The sequence below is a fragment of the Rhodococcus sp. Q1 genome (genome assembly GCF_004153645.1).
Lineage (GTDB): Bacteria > Actinomycetota > Actinomycetes > Mycobacteriales > Mycobacteriaceae > Rhodococcus > Rhodococcus gordoniae.
Genome location: NZ_SDMJ01000004.1, coordinates 140,806 through 164,869 on the forward strand (window position 1 = coordinate 140,806; position 24,064 = coordinate 164,869).

The window sequence follows — 24,064 nt, forward strand, 5'->3', positions numbered from 1 at the left end:
TCGATTCGGAGGCCGGAGAGCCCCGTTCGGTTGAAGCGACAACTAAAATAGCAACCGATAGTTGTAGCTTCAACTACACTGTTCGTGCCGGTTCGGGACGGGTGCCCGCGAACGCCTCCCCCAGCAACCGCCGCACCCCCACCTCCGTCACCTCTCGCGGATTCGGATACGGCTTCGCGGTCGCCAACCGCGCCGCCTCGTCCAGATCCGCCTCCCGCATCCCCAGCTCCTCGAGACTCGTCGGTCCACCGGCCGCCGCCACGAGGTCGTAGACCCCCGCGGGCGCCGATTCCGTGCCGAGGGCCTGCGCGACGCGGGCCATGACGTGCGGCACCGACGGTTCGTTGTAGGCGAGCGCGTGGGGCAGCACGACGGTGTGTGTGGCGGCATGCGGCAGGTCGAACGAACCGCCCAGGGCGTGACAGAGCTTGTGGTGCAGGCCCATACCCGCCGAAGCCAGACAGGTACCGGCGAGCCACGCCGCGAGCAGCAGATCCGAACGTCCCTCGGGATCCGCCGAATCCGCACCGAGGGCAGGGATACCCCGCGCGATCGCGGCCACCGCTTCGAGCGCGAGGGCGTCGACGATCGGGTTCGCCTGTTCGGAGTACAAGGCTTCGATCGCGTGGGCCATCGCGTTGATCGCGCTGGTCAATGCCAGAGGAATGGGCATGGACATGGTGAAGTCGACGTCGTAGATCACGGTCTCGGGCAGAAGGTCGGGCGACGAACGCGTGGTCTTCACACCGCCCGCGGTCTCGCCGAGAACGGGCGTCACCTCCGACCCGGCATAGGTCGTCGGCAGGATCACCTGGTCGATCCCGGTGCGGCCCGCCAACGCCTTGGCCAGCCCGGTGGTGGAGCCGCCCCCGACCGCGACCACCGCGTCGACATCGTTCTCCGTGACCCGACCGAGGACCCGCTCGGTCACCTCGACCGGCGTGTGCATCACCGCACCGTCGAACCGCGCGACCTGCAGATCGCCGAGTGCCGTCTCGACCAGCTCGGCCTGCGGTCGCACGTGCTCGCCGGCGAGCAGCAGGACCCTCGAACGATCGAGTCGACGCACTTCGTCCGCGACCCGCGAAGCGGTACCGGGGCCGAAGATCACACGTACCGGATGAGAGTTGTAGACGAAGGAACGCATGCCCGTATTCTCACGACGCCCGTGAGAGCACGCGTGCCCTTTACGAAAGTCCGTACACCCGCTCGGCGTTCGCGGTGGTGGCCGCGGCCAGTTCGTCGGCGTCCTCGCCGCGCACCTCGGCGAGCGCGCGCACCGTGTACGGCAGGCAGTACGACTCGTTCGGCGCGCCCCGGAAGGGATGCGGCGTCAGGAACGGCGCATCGGTCTCCACCAGCACCAGCTCGCGGGGCACGAGCGGCGCCGCCTCGCGCAGGGCCTTCGCGTTCTTGAAGCTCACGGTGCCCGAGAAGCTCAACAGGTATCCGGCGTCGACGCACCGGCGGGCCATGTCTGCATCCGACGAGAAGCAGTGGAAGATCACCGTCTCGGGTGCACCCTCGTCGTGCAGGATGCGCAACAGTTCGGCGTCGGCCTCACGGTTGTGGATCATCAGGGTCTTGCGGAGACGCTTCGCGAGGTCGATGTGCCAGCGGAAGCCCTCCTCCTGTTCGGAGGGTTCCGCGCATCCGTCGAGCTTGCCGGGCCAGTAGAGATCGAGGCCGGTCTCCCCCACGGCGACGCACCGGGGGTCGGCGGCGAGTGTCGCGATCTCGGCGCGGGTGGCGTCGTCGAGGCTGTTCGCGCGGGTCGGATGGATGGCGACGGCCGCGTAGACCCGATCGTCCCAGTGCGCGGCCCGCACCGCGAACCGCGCCGCCTCGAGATCGTCGGCGACGGTGACGATGCGTCCGACACCCACCGCGGCGGCACGGTCGACGATCGCGGAGGTCGTCGCGGCGTCCTCGGCACCGCACGCGTCGAGGTGCGTGTGGGCGTCGACGAGCGGACTCAACGGCTGTGGGGCTTCGGGGGCGGGACGGGCTGCGCTCACGACCTATAAACTACTGGCCACCATGACTGCGCCTGATTCCTCCCGCCCGGCTGCCGGCGATCCCACCCGCCCGCCGTTCTACGTCACGACCGCGATCGCGTACCCGAACGGCGCCCCGCACATCGGGCACGCCTACGAGTACATCTCGACCGACGCGATCGCGCGGTTCAAGCGTCTCGACGGCTTCGATGTGCGCTTCCTGACCGGCACCGACGAGCACGGTCTGAAGATGCAGCAGACCGCCGCGAAGGAAGGCATCCCGGTCACCGAACTCGCGTCCCGGAACTCGGACGTCTTCGAGGCCATGGACAAGGCCCTGAACATCTCGTACGACCGGTTCATCCGCACCACGGACGCCGATCACCTCGAGGCGAGCAAGGCGATCTGGCAGCGCATGGTCGACGCAGGCGACATCTACCTCGACACCTACGCGGGGTGGTACTCGGTCCGCGACGAGGCGTTCTACACCGACGGTGAGACCACGCTGCTCGAGGACGGTTCGCGGATCTCCACCGACACCGGCACCCCGGTGGAGTGGACGGAGGAATCCACCTACTTCTTCCGCCTGTCCGCCTACCAGGACAAGCTGCTGAAGCTCTACGAAGACCAGCCCGACTTCATCGCACCGGCGACCCGCCGCAACGAGATCGTCAGCTTCGTCTCCGGTGGCCTGAAGGACCTGTCGATCTCCCGCACGACCTTCGACTGGGGCGTTCCGGTTCCCCACCATCCCGATCACGTCATGTACGTGTGGGTCGACGCACTGACCAACTACCTCACCGGGGCCGGTTTCCCCGACACCGAGGCGGAGTCGTACCGCCGGTACTGGCCGGCCGATCTGCACATCATCGGCAAGGACATCACGCGGTTCCACACCGTGTACTGGCCGGCCTTCCTCATGTCCGCGGGCCTCGAACTGCCCGAGCGGGTCTTCGTCCACGGCTTCCTGTTCAACAAGGGCGAGAAGATGTCGAAGTCGGTCGGCAATGTCGTCGATCCCCTCGAGATGGTGAAGCAGTACGGCCTCGATCAGCTGCGCTTCTTCCTGCTCCGCGAGATCTCCTACGGCCAGGACGGCAGTTACAGCCACGAGGCCATCGTCACCCGCATCAATGCCGATCTGGCCAACGACCTCGGCAACCTCGCACAGCGGTCCCTGACGATGGTCGCGAAGAACCTCGAGGGTACGGTGCCCACGCCGGGCGAGTTCACCGCCGACGACGAGGCCATGCTCGCCCAGGCCGACGCACTGCTGGGGAAGGTGCGCGCCGAGTTCGACGTCCAGGCCCTGCATCTGGGTCTCGAAGCGATCTGGCACGTGCTCGGCGAAACCAACCGTTACTTCTCCGCGCAGCAGCCGTGGGTGCTGCGCAAGACCGATCCCGAGCGGATGGCGACGGTCCTCTACGTCACGCTCGAGGTCGTGCGGATCGTCGGTCTGCTCGTCCAGCCGGTGATGCCGGATTCCGGTGCGAAGATCCTCGACCTGCTCGGTCAGGCACCGGAGGCGCGGGAGTTCGACGCCGTCGCCACCCGTCTGGCTCCCGGCACGGCACTGCCCGCGCCCGCGCCGGTGTTCCCGCGATACATCGACGAGGACTGAGGTCTCACCACACGGTTCCGTCCGGCGACGGAGAACACCGGCCAGCGCGTTCTGCGGCGCCACCGGAACCTGTCGGTGCCGTGCGCCACACTGCGGCGCATGCGCAGCGATAGAACACACGTTCGAAACGGTGGCCTGAACGAGCACGCTCTCCTCTCCGAGTTGGGCGGTGCCTACGAGCGGGGGTGGCAGCCCGCCGACATCCTGCACGTGACGGCCCGTTCGGGCGGCACGTCCGACGTCGCGCTCACCGCGGCCACGATGCTGTTCGATGCGCAGATCCGGCGTGCGGCCGAACGCGCCCCCGTCGAGTGGGTACGGCAGATCGACGAGATCTCCCGACGACACCCGTATCTCGTCCACGCCACGCAAGCCCCGGTACTGGCCGACGGTCTGCGCCGGGCCGCCTCCGACGTCACCCGCTTCGAGATCGAGGGCCTCGCCTTCACCTGGAAGTACCTGCCGTCCTTCGCGATCCTCATGCCGCCGCCCTCACGGTGGCCGTCCGTCCGCTCCGCCGGCACCGCTGTCTCCTCGCCGCCCGACATCCGGATTCTCGAACGCATCCGCGCACTGTTGTCGAAGGCCGAATCCACCGACTTCCCCGACGAGGCGGAAGCGCTCACCGCGAAAGCGCAGGAACTCGTCTCCCGCCATGCAGTGGGTGCCGCACTGCTCGCCGGACCCGGTTCCCGCACCGACCCCGTCGTGGGCCGGCGTATCCACCTCCACAATCCGTACATCCGGGAGAAGGTCCTGCTTCTCACCGCGATCGGCGATGCGAACCGGGTGCGCACGGTGTGGTTCACCCGCGTACAGATCGCGACGATCGTCGGCACCGCGACCGACCTGCAGCAGGCCGAGATGCTGTTCACCTCGCTGCTCGTGCAGGCCGGGCGGGCCGTGCGGGCGACCGGCACGGCGGGCCGGCGAGGATCGTCCGCGACCTCCTTCCGCCGTGCCTTCCTCACCGGCTACGCGCATCGGATCGGCGAACGTCTCCGCGAGGCCGACGTCCGGGCCACCGCCGACGCCGCAGCCGAGGCGCGGGTACCCATCACGACCCTCGCGCCGATCCTCGCCCGTCGGTCCGATGCCGTCGACACCGAGTTCCGGCGACTGTTTCCCGTCACCCGCGACTCGCGTAGCCGCGGTGTCGACGCCGACGGCTTCCACGCCGGTCGCGATGCGGCCGACGCCGCCTCGCTCACCCCCGGGCCCCAGCCCGTCGATCGCTGAGGCCGATCATCCAGGCGGTCGATCACCCGGGTGACGGACATCACAGCATGCTGTGCCCACGTCGTGTCACATCCGCGCCGCGAGCGGTGTCACGTCGGTAGCACCACTTCCGACAGCGAAGGGACGAGAGCGATGACAACGCAATTCCACGTGGTGGTCGTAGGCGCGGGGTACGCCGGGGTGATGGCCGCGAACCGACTCCTGGCCGAACATCCCGAAGTCGCGGTCACGGTGGTGAACCCGCGCGCCGTCTTCGTCGAACGGGTCCGGCTCCACCAGGTGGCGGCCGGATCCGGCACCGCCACGCACGACCTGGCCGATCTCCTGCATCCGCGGGCGACGCTGCATGTCGGTTCGGCCGAACGGATCGAACCGCACGCGGTGGCCCTCGCCGACGGGACGGTCCTGCGGTGCGACGCGGTGGTCCACGCCGTGGGCAGCACATCGGTTCCCGGCGCGATTCCCGAGGCACAGAAAGTGTTCTCCGTCGCCGACCTCGACTCGGCCACAGCTCTCCACGACGCACTCGTGGCCGTGGACGATCACGCGTCCGTCGTCGTGATCGGCGGTGGCCTCACCGGCGTCGAGACCGTCACCGAACTCGCACAGGCACATCCGCGACACTCACTCGCCCTCGTCGGCGATCCGGGCACCGGCCTACCCGAGGACACACGGCGTTACATCCGTCGCCGGCTGGAGGAGCTGGGCGTCCGGCTGCGCTCGGGAGCACGGGTCACCCGCATCGACGAGGAGTCCGTCGAACTCGACGACGGCACCGCGATTCCCGCGACCCTTGTGGTCCGGACGGCAGGCTTCTCCGTCCCCGACCTCGCCCGTCGCAGCGGACTGCCGGTCGACGACGCCGGCCGCCTCCGGGTCCGCGACACCCTTCAGGCGGTCGACGGCACACCGATCGTCGGAGTGGGCGACGCGGTGGTGGTGGAGGGCAACGACCACCTGCGGATGAGCTGCCAGGCAGCGATGCCGCTGGGCAGCCACGGCGCCGACACGGTGTGGCAACTGCTGCAGGGACGCGAACCGGCACCGCTCTCGCTCGGGTTCGTCTCGACCTGCGTCTCGCTGGGCCGCGATCGCGGCGTGGTGCAGTTGTCCGCCCGCGACGACACCCCCTCGAGGTGGGCGGTGCGGGGACGGCTCGCAGCACCGGTGAAGGAAGCCGTCGTTCGTGGGACCATCCGCACCATGCAACTCCAGGCGCGCGGGCGGGCCCTGCCGACCCGGCGCGGACCGGACACGGCCGCACGGGAGAATGCGCACGTATGACCGGCGACGACGTCTTCACCGAACATCGGGGACTGCTGTTCTCGATCGCCTACGAGATCACCGGCAGCGTCGCCGACAGCGAGGACGTCCTGCAGGAGAGCTACCTCCGCTGGGCCCGCGCCGACACCGATGCCGTCGACAACCCGCGGGCCTACGCGGCGCAGATCGTCACGCGGCAGGCGCTGAACTCGCTGCGGTCGGCGCAGCGCCGCCGGGAGGACTACGTCGGGCCGTGGCTGCCCGAACCGATCCTCACCGCTCCCGACGCGGCCCACGAGGTCGAACTCGCCGAGGCGGTGTCCACCGCCATGCTGCTGGTACTGGAGACGTTGACGCCGGTCGAACGTGTGGTCTTCGTGATGCGCGAGGTGTTCGGTTTCGAGTACGGACGCATCGCCGACGCGGTCGACCGCACGGAGAGCGCCGTCCGGCAGATCGCGCACCGTGCCCGCGCGCACGTCCACGCCAAGCAGCGGCGCTTCACCCCGGCGGGCGCCGAGACCGACCGGGTGGTCACCGCCTTCCTTACCGCGGCGACCACCGGCGATCTCGACGGATTGCTGTCACTGCTGGCTCCCGACGTCGTGTACCTCGCCGACGGCGGAGGCAAGGTCGATGCGGCCCGGGTCCCGGTCCTCGGCGCCACGAAGGTCGCCCGACTGTTCCTCGGGCTGGTCCGGCACCCACTGCCCGACATGACCATCGAGCCGGCCGTGCTGAACTCGATGCCGGGCGTCCTCGTCCGTTCGGCAGGGGTCCTCGACATGGTGCTGCACTTCGAGATCGACGAGGGCCTGGTCACCGGGGTCTACGTGGTGCGCAATCCCGACAAGCTCACACATCTCGGGGCTCGTCCCGGCGCCTCCGACCGGCCATGACAAGCTGACGCCATGCGGATGGAACGACTCGGCCGCGGCGGCACCGTCGATCGCGTTCTCGGTGCACTGGCGGAACGCGCCCGGATCCTGGCCGTCCCCGGCCCGGCTGCGCTGTCGGGCGAGTGGTTCGGGGCTGCGGCCGTGCTCGTCCCGTCCGTCTCCGTCGAATCCGTACCACCGGCGGAGGCCTTCTCGCTCTCGCCGGATGCTCCCGTCTCCGGCGGCGACCGGCCACTCATCGGTGGTGGACGCATCGGATACCTCGCCTACCCGGATCGCGTCCCGGACCGCCCCGCGCTGCCCCTGGCCGCCAGCGGGTGGACCGACACCGTCCTTCGCCTCGACGCCGCCGGCTGCTGGTGGTACGAGACCCTCGGCACCGCACCCTGCCCCGACGATCTCGCCTCCGCCGTCCTCGATCCCTCGCCCGTGGCCTCCGGCTGGCACATCGCATGGACGCCGCCCTCCCGCGACGAGCACCGCCGCGGCGTCGAACGGTGCCTCGAGGCGATCCGCGCCGGCGAGGTGTACCAGGCGTGCGTATGCACCCGGTTCACCGGACGGTGGGACGGCGACCCGCTGGCGTTCTTCGCCGACGGAATCTCCCGGACGGCCCCGACACGAGCCGCCTACCTGCAGGGATCCTGGGGCGCAGTGGCGTCGCTGTCGCCCGAACTGTTCGTCTCCCTCCACGACGACACGATGCGGTCGAGCCCGATCAAGGGCACACTCCCCCGCTCCGCCGACCCGGCGCGATTACGGGCCTCTGCCAAGGACGTCGCCGAGAACGTGATGATCGTCGACCTCGTCCGCAACGATCTCGGTCGCGTCGCCGAGACCGGTTCGGTGCGGACCGAGGATCTGCTGACGGTGCGGCCCGCCCCGGGGGTGTGGCACCTGGTGTCCACCGTCGCGGCGGAGCGGCGACCGGGCGTGACGGTCGCCGACATTCTCGACGCGGCGTTCCCGCCCGCCTCCGTCACCGGGTGCCCGAAGATCCGGGCCCGCACGTTGCTCACCCGATGGGAGGGTTCGGCGCGGGGCGTCTACTGCGGAACCGTCGGCATGACGAGTCCGATCGCCGGCACCGAACTGAACGTCGCGATCCGCACGGTCGAGTTCGGTCACGTCGACACCGGCCACGGCGTGTGCGCGCTCGGTGTCGGTGGCGGCATCACCATCGACTCGGATCCCGAGGCCGAATGGCAGGAATGCCTCGACAAGGCTGCGAGCATCCTCACGCTCGGCGACAGCCGGGCCGGCGCTCAGCACACTCCGTTCGGCGGCGCCGGTAACTCGTAGCGGTCGAGCACGTCGTCGAGTCGCACGGAGGTGGAACGGCAGATGCGGGCCACCACGGCGTCGGCATCGAGCCCCCACGTGCGGAGCAGACCGTCGCCGCCGGCGGCGACGATGGTGCCGTCGGGCGCGAAGGTGACCTGCCAGCGTCCCGTCCCGATCTCGGTGACCGGCCCACCGATCTCGTGCATCCCGTCCGGGTCGGCGACGTCCCACAATCGGACCGTCCCGTCGTCGCTCCCGCTGACCGCGCGGGTGCCGTCCGGGGTGATCGACACCGAGTAGACGGTGCCGCGGTGGCCGCTCAACCGGGTGTCGCGGGCGACGAAATCTCCGGACTCGGCGCGGTCCCAGACCACGACGTCGTGATCGTCGCCACCGGTCACCAGGACGTCGCTCGAACCGCCGAAGGCCACGGTGTTCACCCCGGTGGCGTGCCCGTCCGTGACGTTCACCCGTCCCGGGGAGCGCGGATCGGTGACGTCCCACGCGTAGATCTCGCTGTCGGCGCTCGTGACCACCAGGCTCCGGCCGTCGGGACTGACGGCCGCACTGCGCACGAGATTCTTCGGCCCGGTCAGCGGTTCACCCCAGGGCACGGGCTCCGCTGGATCCGCGATGTCCCACAACTGCACCGAGAAGTCGTCGGCGCCGGTCACGAGGGTCGTGCCGTCGGGTCCGAACGCCACGGCGGAGGTGAACCTCGTGGCCAGCGGCACCGGGTCGCCGAACGGCTTCGGTGCCGACGGATCGCGCACGTCCCACAACTGCACGCTGCCCCCGGATGTCGGCGCCGTGGCCAGGATCGTCCCCGAGGGCGAGAGCGCACACACGTAGGCTCCGCCGAGCGGACGCGGCAACGCGATCCCGCCGGCACGGTTCCAGTCGCCGCCCCGGCCGACCCGCCAGAGGGTGACATCGGGGCCGTAGCTGCCGGTCGCGACAAGGGTTCCGGCCCGATCGATCGCGGGCCGGGTCAGCGCACCGTCGGCCACGGCCACGCGGGTCTGCGGCATCGTCCACACCCGGACGTTGGCGTCCTGTCCTCCGGTGACGAGGGTGTTCCCCGTCGGGCTGACCGCGAGCGTGGGCACGCCACCTCCGTGTCCGGTCAGCGGCGGGTCGACCTCGTCGAGCGTGCGCGTGGCGGGGTCGAGGTCCCACAGTTTCGCGGTGCCGTCCCACGAGGCGCTCGCAAGTGTGCGTCCGTCGGGCAGGAAAGCGATGTTCCAGACCCCACCGGTGTGGGCGTTGGTCGGCGCCCCCAGTGGACGGGCCGCGCGTGGATCGGTGGTGTCGAACAGGTGCAGCACACCGTCGTCGCTGCTCGCCGCGAGGACCGTACCGTCTCCGTTGAAGCTCACCGAATGGGCGACGTCGCCGAACCCGGTCAGTGGCTCACCGAGCGACACCGGCCTCGACGGCGTGCTCACGTCCCACAACCGGACGGTGCGGTCGTCGCTGGACGTGGCGAGGATCTGCCCTCCGGGACGGAAGGCGACCGTCCGGACACCGCCGTCGTGCTCGTCGACGAGGGTGACGGGGAAACGGCCCGAACCGGGATCCGCAGTGTCGACGAGTGCCACGCGTCCGTCGTCGTACGGCACGGCGAGCACCCGCCCGGTGGGTGAATACCGCACGTTGTGCACGGCGCCGCCGGCGTAGACCTGCCGGTCGAGCACCACGCGCGGCGCGGCACGATCCGTCACGTCGTAGATCCACACCCCACCGTCACCTGCACCCATCGCGAGGAAACGGCCGTCGGGGCTGAACGAGACGGACGCCATGTACTTCGTCGACAACTGCAGCGGCTCGCCCACCGCCACCGGTTCGTCGCCGTCGAGCGCCCACAATCGGACGGTGCCGTCGTCGCTCGCCGAGGCGAGGGTGGAGCCGTCGGGTGAGACGACGACACCGTAGACCGGTCCGCTGTGCCCGCTCAGCGTGTAGGCGAGGGGCACGGCCTGGCTGGCGATGAGCCGCGAGTACGCGACCGGACTGTCGGGCTGGAGTTCGGCCGCCACCAGCGCGAGATTCGCCGAGGTCGTGGGGTCCTCGTTGCGCAGGGAATCGGACAGCGCGACGATCTGCTGGAACTGGGCGGCGCTCCGCTCCGTTTCGGCCCGGCCCTTCGCGACCCAGGCCAGACCCGTCATCACGAACGCGATGATCGTCGACAACGCCATCGCCGAGATGCCGACGCGGCGTGCGCGTGCCTCACGAGCGATCTGCCGCCGGGAGGCATCGAGGAAGGCCACGGCCGTGGAGCTGAGCGCGACCGGTCCACGACGGTCCTCGGAGGACCCCGCCATGGCGAGATGCGGGTTCTGCTCGCTCACGACATCCATGCGGCCGCGCCGGTAGAGCAGTTCGCGGTTGCGTCCGGATCCGAGCCAGGTCAACGCGTCGGCCTCGATCTGCTGCCGCAGAGCGGCGCCGGCGCGGTCCTGCTGGATCCACGACTTGAGCCGGGGCCACGCGTCGATCACGGCGTCGTGGATGAGTTCGACACACTCGGCGTCGACGACGAGCACCCGCGCCGACACGAAATGGTCGAGCACGCGCTTCGACGCGGCACGATCCTTGCCTCCCACCGCCAGCAGTTCGTTCAACGGGCGCGCGATCTTGACGTCCGTGCCGGTCGTGGTGACGTAGACCAGGTGGACGAGCATCGACCGGGCGCAAGCGCGGTCGGCGTCGTCGGTGAGGTTCTCCCACGCCCGTTCGGCGCCGGCGGCGACGGATCCGCGGACACCGCCGGTCGCGCGATATGCGGCGACGGTGAGCGTGCCGCCGCTGCGCTTGTCCCACAGCGAGTCGAGCAGGTGGGACAGCAGGGGAAGTTCGGTGCCGCTGATCTCGCCGTCGGTCAGACCCGTGAGGTCGTGGAGGATGAGATCGACGAGACCCGGTTCGAGACGGACCCCGACGAGTTTGGCGGGAGCAGTGATCACCTCGACCAGGTCGTCGCGGTCGAGCGGCTGGACGGTCTTGGTGCGCCGCTCCAGAGCCCGGGCGAGCACCGGGGTCGTCACGGCCTGGTCGTAGAAATCCGAGCGCATCGTCGCGACGACGAGGGCCGGAGCGTCACCGTCCGTACCGGTCGACGCGGTCTCGAGGAGGGTGAGGAAGGCACCGCGGAGAGAACTGTCGTTGCACTGGGTGAACAGTTCCTCGATCTGGTCCACGACGATCAGCAGCAACGACGACGAGCTCCGCGATGCCGCGGCACGCAGGGCCGCGTGGACCGCGACGTGGTCGGTGGGGTCGACGACGTCGGCCAGCTCGGGCAGCGCGTCGACGAGTCGTGCCACCGGGTCGGTGCCGGGGGTGAGGACCACTGGGTGACAGTCCGGTGCGGAGCACAACTGCGGAATGATGCCGGCCTGCACCAGCGACGACTTGCCGACGCCGGAGGCACCGGTCACCACGACCGGTCCCTGTCCGTGGGAGGCCGTCACCACATCGACGAGGCTGCGCACGCTCTGCGTCCGTCCGAAGAACAACCGGGCGTCGTTCTGGCGGTAGGACGCGAGTCCCTTGTACGGACGGATCCCGGGCGGCACGGAAACCGCCGCCGACTCCTTGGTGCGCGGAGCGTTCGCCTGACCACGCGCGGCCTTCCACCAACTCTCCCATTGCTTCAGGGAGTACAGACCGGGAGCCGGCGGTTCGGCGTTGAGTTCCCGGGCCGCCCGGATGAGGACCACGAGCACCGGATGCACCGACTCGAAGCCGGCCGGCATCCGGGTGCCGTTGCGCCAGTCGCTGACCCGTTGGACGGAGACACTCCGGTCGCTGCCCACCGCGCGGGCGACGCTCGAGGCATCCGAGACGACCTTCTTGAGGGCGGGACGGCCGGCGGCGGCGAACAGCATCCGCAACTGATCGGCGAAGAACTGACGCTGCGCCGAACCAGCCTTTCCGTCGCTGTCTCCCATCCGTTCCGCGCCCCTCGTACTCCCGTTCTCCGCGCTGAAACATCCGCTGCGGAAAAATTCCTCACCATGCCTGAACAGGGATGATACCGGTTCCGCGCCGGTCGGTATTTTTTGTCTCCCATTCCGGTCCGGAACAGTGGTGACCACGCAAGGTTCGACCTTGCAGCGTGGGGCGGGGGCCTCCACGCCGATAGGGACTGACGAGGGGTAGTTCCGGGTCGGCGTGGAGGCATGCTCCACATACGTTCGGGCCCCGCATCACGCGGGGCCCTTCGCGTATCCCCGGCCTACTTCACGACGTCGGGATCGTCCGTCGCGACGGGGCTGTTCAACAGATACGGATCGCGATCCAGGTACGCCTTCGTCTCCCGGGCGATCAGACCCGACAGCACGAGCAGACCGATCAGATTCGGCAACGCCATGAGGCCGTTCATCACGTCGGAGAAGTTCCAGACCACCTCGAGCTGGGTGGTGGCACCGATGAACACGACGACCACGAAGACCGCGCGGTAGGGCACCACACCGCGGCGACCGACGAGACGCTCGACGCACCGCTCGCCGTAGTACGACCAGCCGAGAATCGTCGAGAAGGCGAAGAAGACGACCGAGATGGCGACGATCCAGTGACCCCATTCCCCACCGAGGCCGTCGGCGAAGGCGGCCGACGTCATCGCGGCGCCCTGCTCACCCGACTGCCAGGCGCCGGTCGTGATGATGACCAGACCGGTGAAGGTGACCACGATGATCGTGTCGATGAAGGTCTGCGTCATGGACACCAGGCCCTGACGGACCGGATGCGTGGTCTGGGCGGCGGCCGCGGCGATCGCGGCGCTGCCCATTCCCGATTCGTTGGAGAAGATGCCGCGGGCCACGCCGTAGCGCAGGGCGATCATGAACACCGAACCGATGAAGCCACCGGTGGCGGCGGTGCCCGTGAACGCATCGGTGAAGATCAGCGCGAAGGCCTCGGGAATCTGCGAGAAGTTGGCGGCGAGGACGACGATGCCGGCGCCCACGTACAGCACGATCATGGCGGGCACGAAACCGGCGGTGACCTTGCCGATGGACTTGATACCGCCGAGCAGGACCGCCGCGGCGAGCACCGTCATCACGAAGCCGCTGAGCCAGGTGGGCACACCGAAGGTGCCGTCGAGCTGGGTCGCGACCGTATTGGCCTGGGTCATGTTGCCGATGCCGAAGCTGGCGAGCACGGCGAACACCGCGAACAGCAGGCTCAGGACGAGACCGAACTTGTTGGGGATGGCGCGGGCGAGGTAGTACTGCGGACCCCCGCTCTGCTCACCCTTGGCGTCGGTGGTGCGGTACTTCACGCCCAGGAAGGCCTCGGAGTACTTGCTGGCCATGCCGACCAGACCGGTGATCCACATCCAGAACAGCGCCCCGGGACCACCGAAGTAGATCGCGGTGGCGACGCCGGCGATGTTGCCCACGCCCACCGTCGCGGCCAGCGCGGTGGTCAGGGCCTGGTATTGGGAGATGTCGCCTTCGGTGGCGCCTTCGTCGTGCCGGGTGATCAGACCCAGCCGCAGCGCGGGCCACAACTTGCGGAACTGGACGCCCCGCAGCCGCACCGTGAGCACCAGGCCCGTACCCAACAGCAGTGGGATGAGCAGATACGGCCCCCACACCACCCCTGCCACCCCGACGAGGAAATCGTTCGCCGAATCCATCCGCGTCCTCCTGATCGTCGCAAGCCCCCGACAGCGTCCGACCGACCGGTGACGTCTGTGCCTGGGACCCGGCAGAGTTTAGGCTTCCGTGGCACGGAGTGTCCTCGGACCCCACGGCGCGTCCGATATGCGTTCTTCTCAGCCGCGACGGGCGCCCAGCACCGCGTCGTACAGTTCGCGCTTCGAGACGGACGCACCGGACGACTTCGCCGCCGACTCGGCGACGACCGCGCAGGCGTCCTTCAGCCGCATCCCGTCCGCGACCATCCGTTCCACCTCGTCGACGAGGTCGACGGGATCGGTGGCGACCGCGACCGCCCCTTCGAGCACCACGGTGATCTCGCCGCGCGCACCGTCGACGGCCCATTCGGCGAGCTCGGCGAGCGTTCCGCGCCGCACTTCCTCGTAGGTCTTGGTGAGTTCGCGGCAGACTGCGGCCCGGCGCGTCCCGCCGAGCACGTCGACGGCGTCGGCCAGGCACGCGGCGAGCCGGTGCGGTGCCTCGAAGAACACCACCGCGCGGGGCTCGTGGACGAGCGCTGCGAACCACGCGCGTCGCTGCCCCGGCTTGCGGGGCGGGAACCCGTCGAAGCAGAACCGCTCCACGGGCAGACCCGACAACGCGAGAGCGGTGGTGACAGCGGACGGGCCGGGCAGACAGGTCACCGGCAGGCCGGCCTCGACGCACGCCGCGACGAGCCGGTAGCCGGGATCGCTCACCGAGGGCATCCCGGCGTCGGTGACGAGCAGAACCGTGCGGCCGTCCTCGATGTCGGTGACGAGGCCCGGCAACCGCGACACCTCGACCTGGTCGTAGAAGCTCACGACCCGTCCGGTGATGGTGACGCCGAGCGCCGCGGCGAGGGCCTTGGTTCGGCGGGTGTCCTCCGCGGCGATCACGTCGGCGGTGCCGAGCGCGTCACGAAAGCGCGTCGAGGCGTCCCCCACGTCGCCCATCGGAGTGGCGGCCAGCACGAGCCGGCCCTCTCCCGGATTCGCGCCCTGGACCGGTTTGGCTGCCTGCATACGGCTCAGCCTACGATCGGGAGGTGACCGTGACGGACCGCAGCCCTTCCGAGGCCCCGGACCGTAGTCCTTCCCAGGCCTCGGACCGCCGCCTTCTCGGTCCCGGCCCGCTCGTACCCGCACCCGATCCGCTACCCGGCGACCGGGTCCGCGGCTGGATCGTCACCGCCTTCGTCACGGCACTCGCCGCGATCACGCGGTTCACGATGCTCAACTACCCCACCGACGCGAAGACACCGGTGTTCGACGAGAAGCACTACGCCCCGCAGGGCTGGCAGGTGCTCACCGGCGGCGGGATCGAGGACAACCCCGGTTACGGGCTCGTCGTGCATCCGCCCGTGGGCAAGCAGCTGATCGCGCTCGGCGAGGCACTGTTCGGATACAGCGCGTGGGGCTGGCGCTTCTCGGCCGCGGTCGCCGGTGTCGTGCTCGTCCTGCTGGTCGTGCGGATCGTGCGGCGGATGACCCGGTCGACGATGCTCGGTGCGATCGCCGGGCTGCTGCTCGTCGTCGACGGCGTGACCTTCGTGTCGTCCCGCCTGGGCATGCTCGACATCTTCCAAGCGGTCTTCGTCGTCGGCGCCTTCGGTTGCCTGATGGTCGACCGCGACGACGTGCGTGCCCGGATCGCCCGGGTCCACGCCGAGGGCCGTGTTCTCGACAGTGTGTGGGGTCCGCGCTTCGGTGTGCGCTGGTGGCGCTTCGGCGCGGGCATTCTGCTCGGCCTGGCGGTCGGCACCAAGTGGTCGGGTCTGTACTTCATCGCGTTCTTCGGCCTGATGTCCGTGGCCTTCGACCTCGCGGCGCGCCGCGCGTACCGGGTGCAGCGCCCCTGGGTGGGGACGGCGCTGCGCGACATCGGTCCCGCGCTCTACGCCCTCGTGCTCGTTCCGCTCGGCGTGTACCTGTCGACCTACTGGGCATGGTTCGCGAGCGAGACCGGCGTCTACCGTCACGCGGTCGGCACGCAGATCGGGCACGACGGGATGTTCTCCTTCGTGCCCGCCGCGCTGCGGTCGCTCTGGTACTACAGCGCGAGCGTCCTCGAGTTCCACTCCGGTCTGACGAACTCGGCCGGCAACCAGCACCCCTGGGAATCGAAGCCGTGGACGTGGCCGATGGGGCTGCGTCCGATGCTGTACTACTTCGCCGACGGCGAGCGGATCGGCGGGTGCGACGCCGAGCAGTGCGTCAAGGCCGTCATGCTGCTGGGAACGCCGGCGTTGTGGTGGGTGTCGCTGCCGGTCCTCGGGTGGGGGCTGTGGCAGGTGCTCGTCCGCCGCGACTGGCGGTGGGCCGCGGTTCTCACCGGCTACGGCGCGGGGATCCTGCCGTGGTTCGCGAACCTCGACCGGCAGATGTACTACTTCTACGCGGTGCCGATGGCGCCGTTCCTCGTGATGGGTGTCGTGCTCGTGCTCGGCGACATCCTCGGTTCGCCGCACGCGTCGAAGGAACGGCGGACGACCGGGTTGCTCGTGGTGTGCCTGTACGTCGGGCTCGTGATCGCGAACTTCGTGTGGTTGTGGCCGATCCTCACGGCTCTGCCGATCACTCTGGAGCACTGGAACGATCAGCTGTGGCTCCCCAGCTGGCGCTGAGCGGAGCCCGTCTCCGGCGCTGAGCGGAGCTTCAGTTCGGTTCGTCGAGGACGGTGTCCTCGGTGGGCAGATCGACCTCGCGCTCTCCGTCGGAGCCGTAGCGGACGCCGTCGAACCGGCGGGCGAACCGCTCGTCGACGACCGTGAGGAAGCCCTTGAGCCGCTCGAGCAGTTCGGACAGGTGGCGGGGCACGAACGGATCGCCGAGCAGGTCGACGGTGGCGACGAGCCGGTCCTCGACGAGCACCACCTTGATGTGCGACCACGTCCGGTTCAGTTCGGTGAGCTCGGTCAGCGCGTGGGTGCGACCGCCGTTCGGCGCGGCTCCGGGGATGTCGTCCTCGGGGATCGCGTGCAACAGCGGCGCCCACAACCTGATGTTGCCGTCGTCGTCGATCATGACGAAGACCACCTGGGAGTCGAGGATCACGACGAAGTCGCCGTCGGCGTCGACCGGCACGGGGCGGCCCAGGGCGTGGGCGAGGGCGTCGCTCACGCGCTCGCGCAGGTCGCCGAGGGCGGACGGTGGGTGGGCCTGCAGGAAGGCAGGATGCGGCACTTCTCCACGACCGCGCAGCACCGACACGATGTGACGGGCGAGCATGTCGGCCTCGGAGACGGGCCGGGTGACCGGCTCGGATCCGGTGACCTCGACGGTGGCACGCCCACCGGAGCCCGCCCGCACCCGCACGCAGGCCGCGGCGCCCGAGGCGGTCTCGGCGCGCAGCTCGAAAGCGTCGGATCCGGTGAGTTCGGAGATGCGCCGGGCGAGCTGCGACGCGTAGCGGGTCCAGTCGCGGTCGAGGGTCTCGTCGAATCTGTCGGTGTCGGTCACGCGCACTCCTCTCGAAGAGCAACTGCCGGGCAGGCGACACCGTACTCGCGGTGGACGACAACTCACCGCAGGCACGCGGCGTCGTGTGTCACCCGTGATGCCGCCCTGCGACCGCCGCCCACACCGCGACCCGCGACCCGCGTTCGAGGATGTCGACGATCGCGAATCCTGCCTGTGCGAGAACGGTGCTCACCGTCATCGAGATCGTCCCGGTGTCCTCCCCCGCCCTTGCCCCGTCGATCACCCACAACCGTCCGTCGTCGGTCAGCATCGGCGCGAGGGCGGCCACGGCCGCGGTGTCCTCGCGGAAGTCGGGGACGTTCACGGCGTAGATGCGGTCGAACGTCTCGCGGCCCACGAACTCGTGGAGCCGCGTCGCGGTCGGTACCACGCGTAGCCGGGCGTCCGGACCGAGGTGTCCGGCGACCACACCGGAGGCCGGTCCGGTGTCGATCGCGAGAACCGACATGCCCGGACGGAGATCGAGGACGTCGAGCAGGAACTCGACGTCCTCGATCCGGGACCGCTCGGTCATTCGACCCTGCGCAGCGTCCGTTTCCTGCGTCCACCCGTGATGAGTGGGTCGCGTTGCAGATCCCGGTACAGCGACACGCACAGGCCGATCATCACGAGGAGGAAGGGGGCGGCGGCGATGATCGTCATCGTCTGCAGGGCGTTGAGGGCTTCCGAGCCGCCGCTCCACAGCAGCAGTGCCGCAACCCCGCCGGTGAGTCCGCCCCAGAAGATCACCACCGTGCGCCGGGGTGCGAGGGTGCCGCGCTGGCTGAGAGTGCCCATGACCATCGAGGCGGAGTCGGCTCCGGAGATGAAGAAGATGGCGATGAGCAGCATCGCGACGACCGTGGCGACACCGGTGAGCGGGAGGTTGCCGAGCATCCCGAACAGCTGCCCTTCGACACTGTCGGCACCGGCGATGTCCAGGCCGTCCAGCTGCTGTCCGATGCCGGCGCCGCCGAAGATCGAGAACCACACGAGACTGACCAGGCTGGGGACGAGGATGACGCCCACGACGAATTCCCGGATGGTGCGGCCGCGGCTGATGCGGGCGAGGAACATGCCCACGAAAGGCGCCCACGAGACCCACCATGCCCAGTAGAAGATCGTCCAGCTCGACAGCCATTCGCCCGCGGCGTCGTTGGATGCGGCCGTGCGGGCCGACATCCGGGCGAACTCGGCGGCGTACGCGCCGAGGGTGGTGGGCACGAGGTTGAGGATGAACACCGTGGGCCCGAGCACGAAGACGAACAGTGCCAGGACGGCGGCGAGGACCATGTTGATGTTCGACAGGTACTGGATGCCCTTGGCCACACCGGTGACTGCGGACGCGATGAACGCGAGAGTGAGCAGCGCGACGATCGCGACCAGCAGCATCACTCCCGCCGACTCGAGCCAGCCGGTGACCTCGAAACCCGATCCGATCTGCAGAGCGCCCAGACCGAGCGACGCCGCGGTACCGAACAGGGTCGCGAACAGGGCGAGGATGTCGATGACCTTGCCGAGCGGACCTTCGGCCCGGCGTCCGAGGAGCGGGATGAACGCCGAGCTGATGAGCTGCTTGCGTCCCTTCCGGAAGGTGCCGTACGCGATGGTCAGACCGACGACGGCGTAGATCGCCCAGGGATGCAGGCTCCAGTGGAACATCGAGGTCGCCATCGCGATACCGGTGCCACCGATGGTGCCGGGTGGCGGTTCGACGAAGTGCGAGAGCGGCTCGGCGACACCGAAGAACATCAGGCCGATACCCATCCCGGCGGCGAACATCATCGCGATCCAGCTGACGGTGCGGAATTCCGGCTTCTCGCCGTCCTTGCCCAGCGGGATCCGCCCGTAGCGGCTCAGCGCGAGCCAGAGCGCGTAGAACACGAACGCGCTCGCCGTGAGGACGAACAACCAGCCGAACTCGACGACGACCCAGTCGAGGATGTTCCCGGTGACGGTCCCGAAGTTCTCGGTGGCGGCCAGGCCCCACACCACGATCGCCGCGACCAGCGCGGCAGAAACTCCGAAGACCACCTTGTCGGTCTGCGGCCGCTGCGTTGCGGACTCGGCTTCTACAGGAGCACCGGCACCCGAGATCTCCTCGGAGCCGGGCCGATCACCAGGCACGTTCATGCGACAAACCTTCCAAGTTTCGGCCGGCTTCGGAGCCGAATCACCGAACCCGAGGTAATAGTCACATTCCGGACGGGGTGTGCACCCTATCCGCGCTGCTCACCGGCCGGTCAGCCTGCGCGCAGTGCGGCCGAGACGAAGTCGAGGATCTCGTCGTCGGACATCCCCAGGGCGCGCACCTCGGCGACGTACTCGTGGGTGGAACGCTGGGCCCGCGTGCGGGTGGGATCGCCCGTGTCGGCGACGAACGTCCCGGCCCGCCCGCGGGCCTCGAGCACCCCCAGCTTCTCGAGTTCGCGATAGGTCTTGGCGACCGTGTTGGGGGCGATGCCGAGCGTGTCGGCGAGGCCCCGCACGGTGGGCAGCTTCGATCCTGCGATCAGCTCACCCTCGTGTACCAGGTCGACGATGCGTCGGCGCAGTTGCTCGAACGGCGGGACGGTCGAGTCGGGATCGATGGTGAGGTCGAGCATTCTCGCAGGTTATCAGCGCTCGATGACCCTCACCGGCGCTTCGGCCGAGGGCGCCTCGGCGGGGGCGTGGTTGTAGCTGCCGGTCTCGAGCAGGTCACGGATCTGGATGAGCAGATCGGTCTCGCTCAGCGGCTCGTCCTCGGGCTCCTTCTCCGGCGCGAAGCGTGCCTTGGCCGCGTTGACCGGCACGATGAGCACGAAGTAGACGACAGCCGCGATGATGAAGAAGTTGATCGCCGCGGAGATGACGGCGCCGAGGTTGACGAAGGTCGCGTCGTTCGACGACAGAAGGCGGAAGCCGAAGCCCATATCGTTGTCGCCGCCCACCGCCGCGACGAGCGGATTCACGATGTGGTCGGTGAACGCCGTGACGATGGACGTGAACGCCGCACCGACGACCACCGCGACAGCGAGTTCGACGACGTTTCCGCGCAGCAGGAAATCCTTGAAACCTTTGAACATCGTGCTCCGTGCCTTTTCTCGAGAACTCACAAAACTTCAGGGCGCGGACATCGTATTGACGCTCTCCGGCACCTTCAACAGGGACGATTCGGGCGACACGGCTGCCGGCCGCAGCGGAGCGAGGGGTCCGTCAGGGCAGAATCGGGCCATGGCAACCACGGCGAAGATCTACCACAATCCGCGCTGCAGCACGTCACGCAACACTTTGGCGCTGCTGGAGGAGAACGGACTCGAACCCACCGTGATCAAGTATCTCGACACTCCGCCCTCTCTCGACGAGCTGCGTGGGCTGCTCGATGCGGCGGGTCTCACACCGAGCGAGGCGATCCGCAAGAAGGAATCGCTCTACAAGGAACTGAACCTGGCCGAAGCGTCCGAGGACGAACTGCTCGAGGCGATGGTCGCGAACCCGATCCTCATCGAGCGTCCGCTCGTCGTCACCGACAAGGGGACCGTGCTCGCCCGTCCCGTCGACAAGGTGCGCGAGATCCTCTGACGAGAACTGCACGCGAGGATCACAGGACCGCGCGCGCGAGCGGACACGACATGCATCGCGGACCGCCGCGGCCGGAACCGAGTTCCGACCCGGCGATCCGCAGCACCTCGACCCCCGAATCCTCGAGCCGGGTGTTCGTCTCGACGTTGCGTTCGTAGGCGACGACGACACCGGGCGCCACGGCGAGGGTGTTGTTCCCGTCGTCCCACTGCTCACGTTCGGCCACAACGGAATCCAGACCGGTGTCGATGACGCGCAGCTTCTCGATTCCCATCGCGTCGGCGGCGGCCTCGAGGAACGGGCGGGGCCCCGAGATCTGCACCGTCCCGTCTTCACGGTGGATGGTGAAGGCCTGCAGGCTGTCCCGGATCGCCGGATACATCACCACCGCGTCGACGTCGACCATCGTGCACACCGTGTCGAGATGCATCGACGCCCGCCGCTGCTCGATCGGAACGGCCAGCACCGTGTGCGCGAGTCCGTCGTCGAAGGCGCTGCGCGCCAATGCTTCCGCACCGGCCGGACTCGTCCTCTCCCCCACCCCGACGGCGACGACACCGGGCGCGAGCAGCAACACGTCGCCGCCCTCGACGGGTGCGGTGTGCGATTCGTACGCGCGTCGCACGTGGAGGAACTGCGGATGGAAGGCGTAGATGAGGTCGGTGAGGCCGGTCTCGCGCCGGCGGGCGGGCAACGCCAGATTGGGGATCGCAACCCGTGATCCGAGCCAGAACGACGAATCGCGCGTGAAGAGCAGGTTCGGCAGCGGCGCGATGGCGAAGTCGGAGCCGTGGTGCATCAACCGCACGAGGGACGGAGCCGCGCCGCCGCCTACCGTGGGCAGTTCGTCGAAGGTCATGCCCGCGATGAGGATCCGGGCGAGTTCGGCAGCGGGCAGGGCACGCAGATGGCCCGTCAGCTCCTCCGCGAGCGCATGACCGAGGCGCTGCGCGTCGACGGCCGACGAGACGCTCTGCACCCGCGCGGCACCACTGGCCTCGAGTGTCTCGGTGAGCAGGTCCGCGAGCAGGAACACCTCGACCCCGCGACTGCGCAGCAGATCGGCGAAGGCGTCGTGCTCCTCCTGGGCGCGCGCCACCCACGGCAGGGCGTCGAAGAGCAGCTGGTCGTTGTTGCGGGGCGTGAGGCGTTCGAGTTCGGCGCCGGGCCGGTGCAGCATCACGGCGCGGAGTTCACCGACTTCGGACTCGACACCCCAGCAATGACTCATATGCTCACGGTATCGCGCAGGACGGCGGCATCCGGGTCAGGCGCGTCGACTACGGCGACAACGATTGCGAAGACCACACCGATCCGAGAACACGAGGAGATTTCATGGCCGACGATCCGCTCGGGTGCCTGGCACCGTTCGCCGGGCGCTGGACCGGAGGTGGCGACGGCCACTATCCCACCATCGACGACTTCGCGTACGACGAGACGATCGAGTTCGCGACGATTCCCGGCAAGCCCTTCCTGATGTACGTCAGCCGTACGCGGCACCGGACGGAGGGACGCCCGCTGCACACCGAGAACGGCTACCTGCGTCGCAGCGGGGACAACGTCGAGCTGCTCGTCTCGCAGCCCACCGGGTTCGTCGAGATTCAGCGGGCCCGGCCCGAGGGCGGCGTCCTGGAGTTCAGCACCCTCACCCTGGAGCGCTCACCCGACGCCAAGCCCGTGCACGAGGTCCGGCGGCGTTTCGAGGTCGACGGCGACGTGCTCGTCTACGACTTCTGGATGGCCCATGCCGACACGCCGCTGACGCACCACCTGCACGCCGAACTGCACCGCGCGTCGGAGTGATGTCGGTGGGTCCGGCCCCGCTGAGCGGGGGCGGACCCACCGACGTCATCTCGTGCCGACCACCCGACGGAAGTAGTCGTTGGCAGCCTGCATGACGAGGTTGTAGGGCGGCGCGAACTTGCGCGCCCACCAGTAGCCGAACCGGGTGTCGAACGACGTGTAGACCATGAAGCGGTTCTTCAGGATGCCGGCGACGATGCGCTCGGCCACCTTCTCGGGGGTCGCGGCGTGGCGGACGAACCGGCGGGTGAGCTTGCGGACCTCCGGGCGGTCGCGGTCGACACCGACGATCTGCACGGAGTCGACGAGCGGTGTACGCACGGCACCCGGTACGACGAGGGACACGCCGATGCCGTCGCGCCGGAGGTCGAACCGCAGCACCTCGGACAGCCCGCGCAGACCGAATTTGCTTGCGCTGTAGGCGGCGTGCCACGGCAGGGCCAGCAGCCCGGCCGCCGAGGAGACGTTGACGACGTGCCCGCCGCGACCGGCCTCGATCATGGCCGGCACGAAGTTCTCGATGACGTGGATCGGCCCCATGAGGTTGACGTCCACCATGAGCTTCCAGTGCTCGTGCCGCAACCGGTCGACGGTTCCCCACACGGACACCCCGGCGACGTTGGCGACGATGTCGAGGGACCCGCACGCCTCGTGCACGTCGCGGGCGAATGCGGTGACGGCGTCGTAGTCGGAGATGTCGAGGGCTGCGGCGTGCAGTACGGTGCCACCGCGCTCACGAATGCTGCGGACGACGTCGTCGAGCGCCTTCTCCTGCAGGTCGGTGAGCACCAGGCGGGCGCCGCGATCGGACGCGGCATGGGCCAGGGCGCGGCCGATCCCGCTGGCAGCGCCGGTCACAAGGAATGTGGTTCCACGCAGGTCGGTGATCGCCATGGCGACACCCTAGCGCCGGCGTGGCGACACGACGCTCCGGCACGCCAGGAAACAACCGGGAGGGAGCTCAGAGTCGCTGCGCCATCTCTTCCTGGTAGTCCCGAACGGTGCGTTCGATCATCTCGACATCGTCGTGGCGACCTTCACTGCGCGCGAGATCGGCGCGCTCGCGCAGTACCCGGATCGCCCGACGCAACTCGTCGTCACTCATCCTGTGGTCCATGCCACACAGTCTGCCGGGTTCTGCGCGGACCCGCCAGCGAATGCCCGGAGACGACGAAAGCCCCGCCGACGGCGAGGCTTTCGGGGGTGGAGCTGAGGGGAATCGAACCCCTGACCTCTTCGATGCGAACGAAGCGCGCTACCAACTGCGCCACAGCCCCGTAGG

Annotated in this window: 21 protein-coding genes and 1 tRNA gene; 8 read left to right on the plus strand and 14 right to left on the minus strand. The window is 69.0% G+C overall.

Annotated features, from left to right (window positions below; genetic code table 11):
• Window positions 1–73 precede the first annotated feature (73 nt).
• Window positions 74–1,147, minus strand: a complete 1,074-nt coding sequence (locus tag EQ874_RS12890; protein WP_064064669.1) for a maleylacetate reductase — start codon at window positions 1,145–1,147, stop codon at window positions 74–76.
• Window positions 1,148–1,187: 40 nt separating this feature from the next.
• Window positions 1,188–2,018, minus strand: a complete 831-nt coding sequence (locus EQ874_RS12895) for a TatD family hydrolase (protein ID WP_129977009.1) — start codon at window positions 2,016–2,018, stop codon at window positions 1,188–1,190.
• 22 nt (window positions 2,019–2,040) lie between these two features.
• Here EQ874_RS12895 and metG point away from each other — a divergent pair, with 22 nt between their 5' ends.
• The 5 genes from metG (at window position 2,041) to EQ874_RS12920 (ending at window position 8,324) form a co-directional block, all read left to right on the plus strand.
• On the plus strand, window positions 2,041–3,621 hold the full coding sequence (metG, locus tag EQ874_RS12900; RefSeq protein WP_129977010.1) for a methionine--tRNA ligase: 1,581 nt from the start codon (window positions 2,041–2,043) through the stop codon (window positions 3,619–3,621).
• 99 nt (window positions 3,622–3,720) lie between these two features.
• Window positions 3,721–4,860, plus strand: coding sequence for a DUF2786 domain-containing protein (locus EQ874_RS12905; RefSeq protein WP_129977011.1), 1,140 nt, complete (start codon window positions 3,721–3,723; stop codon window positions 4,858–4,860).
• A gap of 132 nt (window positions 4,861–4,992) precedes the next feature.
• Entirely contained in the window at window positions 4,993–6,144 is a 1,152-nt protein-coding gene (locus tag EQ874_RS12910) for an FAD-dependent oxidoreductase (protein WP_129977012.1), read from the plus strand.
• Window positions 6,141–7,022 (plus strand): RNA polymerase sigma-70 factor, encoded by an 882-nt coding sequence (locus EQ874_RS12915; RefSeq protein ID WP_129977013.1) that lies wholly within the window; start codon window positions 6,141–6,143, stop codon window positions 7,020–7,022. Before EQ874_RS12910 ends, EQ874_RS12915 begins: the two co-directional genes overlap by 4 nt.
• Window positions 7,023–7,034: 12 nt before the next feature.
• On the plus strand, window positions 7,035–8,324 hold the full coding sequence (locus tag EQ874_RS12920; RefSeq protein ID WP_165369248.1) for an aminodeoxychorismate synthase component I: 1,290 nt from the start codon (window positions 7,035–7,037) through the stop codon (window positions 8,322–8,324).
• Here the strand turns inward: EQ874_RS12920 and EQ874_RS12925 are convergent.
• From EQ874_RS12925 to rsmI, 3 genes are all read right to left on the minus strand, one after another.
• A complete protein-coding gene (locus EQ874_RS12925; protein WP_129977014.1) occupies window positions 8,288–12,262 on the minus strand; it encodes a WD40 repeat domain-containing protein in 3,975 nt (1,324 codons plus the stop codon). The two genes, EQ874_RS12920 and EQ874_RS12925, sit on opposite strands and share 37 nt — an antisense overlap.
• 287 nt (window positions 12,263–12,549) lie before the next feature.
• Window positions 12,550–13,953: a sodium:alanine symporter family protein gene (locus tag EQ874_RS12930; protein ID WP_129977015.1), complete on the minus strand. Its 1,404-nt coding sequence runs from the start codon at window positions 13,951–13,953 to the stop codon at window positions 12,550–12,552.
• 138 nt (window positions 13,954–14,091) lie between these two features.
• Window positions 14,092–14,979, minus strand: a complete 888-nt coding sequence (gene rsmI, locus EQ874_RS12935) for a 16S rRNA (cytidine(1402)-2'-O)-methyltransferase (protein WP_129977016.1) — start codon at window positions 14,977–14,979, stop codon at window positions 14,092–14,094.
• 23 nt (window positions 14,980–15,002) lie between these two features.
• On the opposite strand from rsmI, the gene EQ874_RS12940 reads away from it, so the two are divergent.
• Complete coding sequence (locus EQ874_RS12940) at window positions 15,003–16,580, plus strand: phospholipid carrier-dependent glycosyltransferase (protein ID WP_129977017.1); 1,578 nt, start codon at window positions 15,003–15,005, stop codon at window positions 16,578–16,580.
• Window positions 16,581–16,611: 31 nt separating this feature from the next.
• On the opposite strand, the gene EQ874_RS12945 is transcribed toward EQ874_RS12940, so the two are convergent.
• From EQ874_RS12945 to mscL, 5 genes are all read right to left on the minus strand, one after another.
• A complete protein-coding gene (locus EQ874_RS12945) occupies window positions 16,612–17,415 on the minus strand; it encodes a hypothetical protein (protein WP_129977018.1) in 804 nt (267 codons plus the stop codon).
• Window positions 17,416–17,503: 88 nt separating this feature from the next.
• Window positions 17,504–17,950, minus strand: a complete 447-nt coding sequence (locus EQ874_RS12950) for a hypothetical protein (protein WP_129977019.1) — start codon at window positions 17,948–17,950, stop codon at window positions 17,504–17,506.
• Window positions 17,947–19,548: a BCCT family transporter gene (locus EQ874_RS12955; RefSeq protein WP_129977020.1), complete on the minus strand. Its 1,602-nt coding sequence runs from the start codon at window positions 19,546–19,548 to the stop codon at window positions 17,947–17,949. Before EQ874_RS12955 ends, EQ874_RS12950 begins: the two co-directional genes overlap by 4 nt.
• Before the next feature lie 110 nt (window positions 19,549–19,658).
• Window positions 19,659–20,021 carry a GntR family transcriptional regulator gene (locus tag EQ874_RS12960; protein ID WP_016934368.1) on the minus strand — a complete coding sequence of 121 codons (363 nt, stop codon included), beginning with the start codon at window positions 20,019–20,021 and terminating at the stop codon, window positions 19,659–19,661.
• Window positions 20,022–20,033: 12 nt separating this feature from the next.
• Entirely contained in the window at window positions 20,034–20,483 is a 450-nt protein-coding gene (gene mscL, locus EQ874_RS12965) for a large conductance mechanosensitive channel protein MscL (protein WP_129977021.1), read from the minus strand.
• 148 nt (window positions 20,484–20,631) lie between these two features.
• On the opposite strand from mscL, the gene arsC reads away from it, so the two are divergent.
• Window positions 20,632–20,979, plus strand: a complete 348-nt coding sequence (arsC, locus tag EQ874_RS12970; RefSeq protein WP_129977022.1) for an arsenate reductase (glutaredoxin) — start codon at window positions 20,632–20,634, stop codon at window positions 20,977–20,979.
• A gap of 19 nt (window positions 20,980–20,998) precedes the next feature.
• On the opposite strand, the gene EQ874_RS12975 is transcribed toward arsC, so the two are convergent.
• Window positions 20,999–22,210, minus strand: a complete 1,212-nt coding sequence (locus EQ874_RS12975) for an arginine deiminase (protein ID WP_064064683.1) — start codon at window positions 22,208–22,210, stop codon at window positions 20,999–21,001.
• A 104-nt stretch (window positions 22,211–22,314) separates the two neighbouring features.
• Between EQ874_RS12975 and EQ874_RS12980 the strand changes: the two genes are divergently transcribed.
• Entirely contained in the window at window positions 22,315–22,782 is a 468-nt protein-coding gene (locus tag EQ874_RS12980) for an FABP family protein (protein ID WP_129977023.1), read from the plus strand.
• A 45-nt stretch (window positions 22,783–22,827) separates the two neighbouring features.
• Here the strand turns inward: EQ874_RS12980 and EQ874_RS12985 are convergent, their stop codons facing one another.
• The 3 genes from EQ874_RS12985 to EQ874_RS12990 form a co-directional block, all read right to left on the minus strand.
• Window positions 22,828–23,676 (minus strand): SDR family oxidoreductase, encoded by an 849-nt coding sequence (locus EQ874_RS12985; protein WP_129977024.1) that lies wholly within the window; start codon window positions 23,674–23,676, stop codon window positions 22,828–22,830.
• A gap of 67 nt (window positions 23,677–23,743) precedes the next feature.
• On the minus strand, window positions 23,744–23,887 hold the full coding sequence (locus EQ874_RS22900) for a hypothetical protein (RefSeq protein ID WP_165369243.1): 144 nt from the start codon (window positions 23,885–23,887) through the stop codon (window positions 23,744–23,746).
• Window positions 23,888–23,986: 99 nt separating this feature from the next.
• Window positions 23,987–24,059: transfer RNA gene (locus tag EQ874_RS12990), tRNA-Ala, on the minus strand.
• Between the last annotated feature and the right edge of the window lie 5 nt (window positions 24,060–24,064).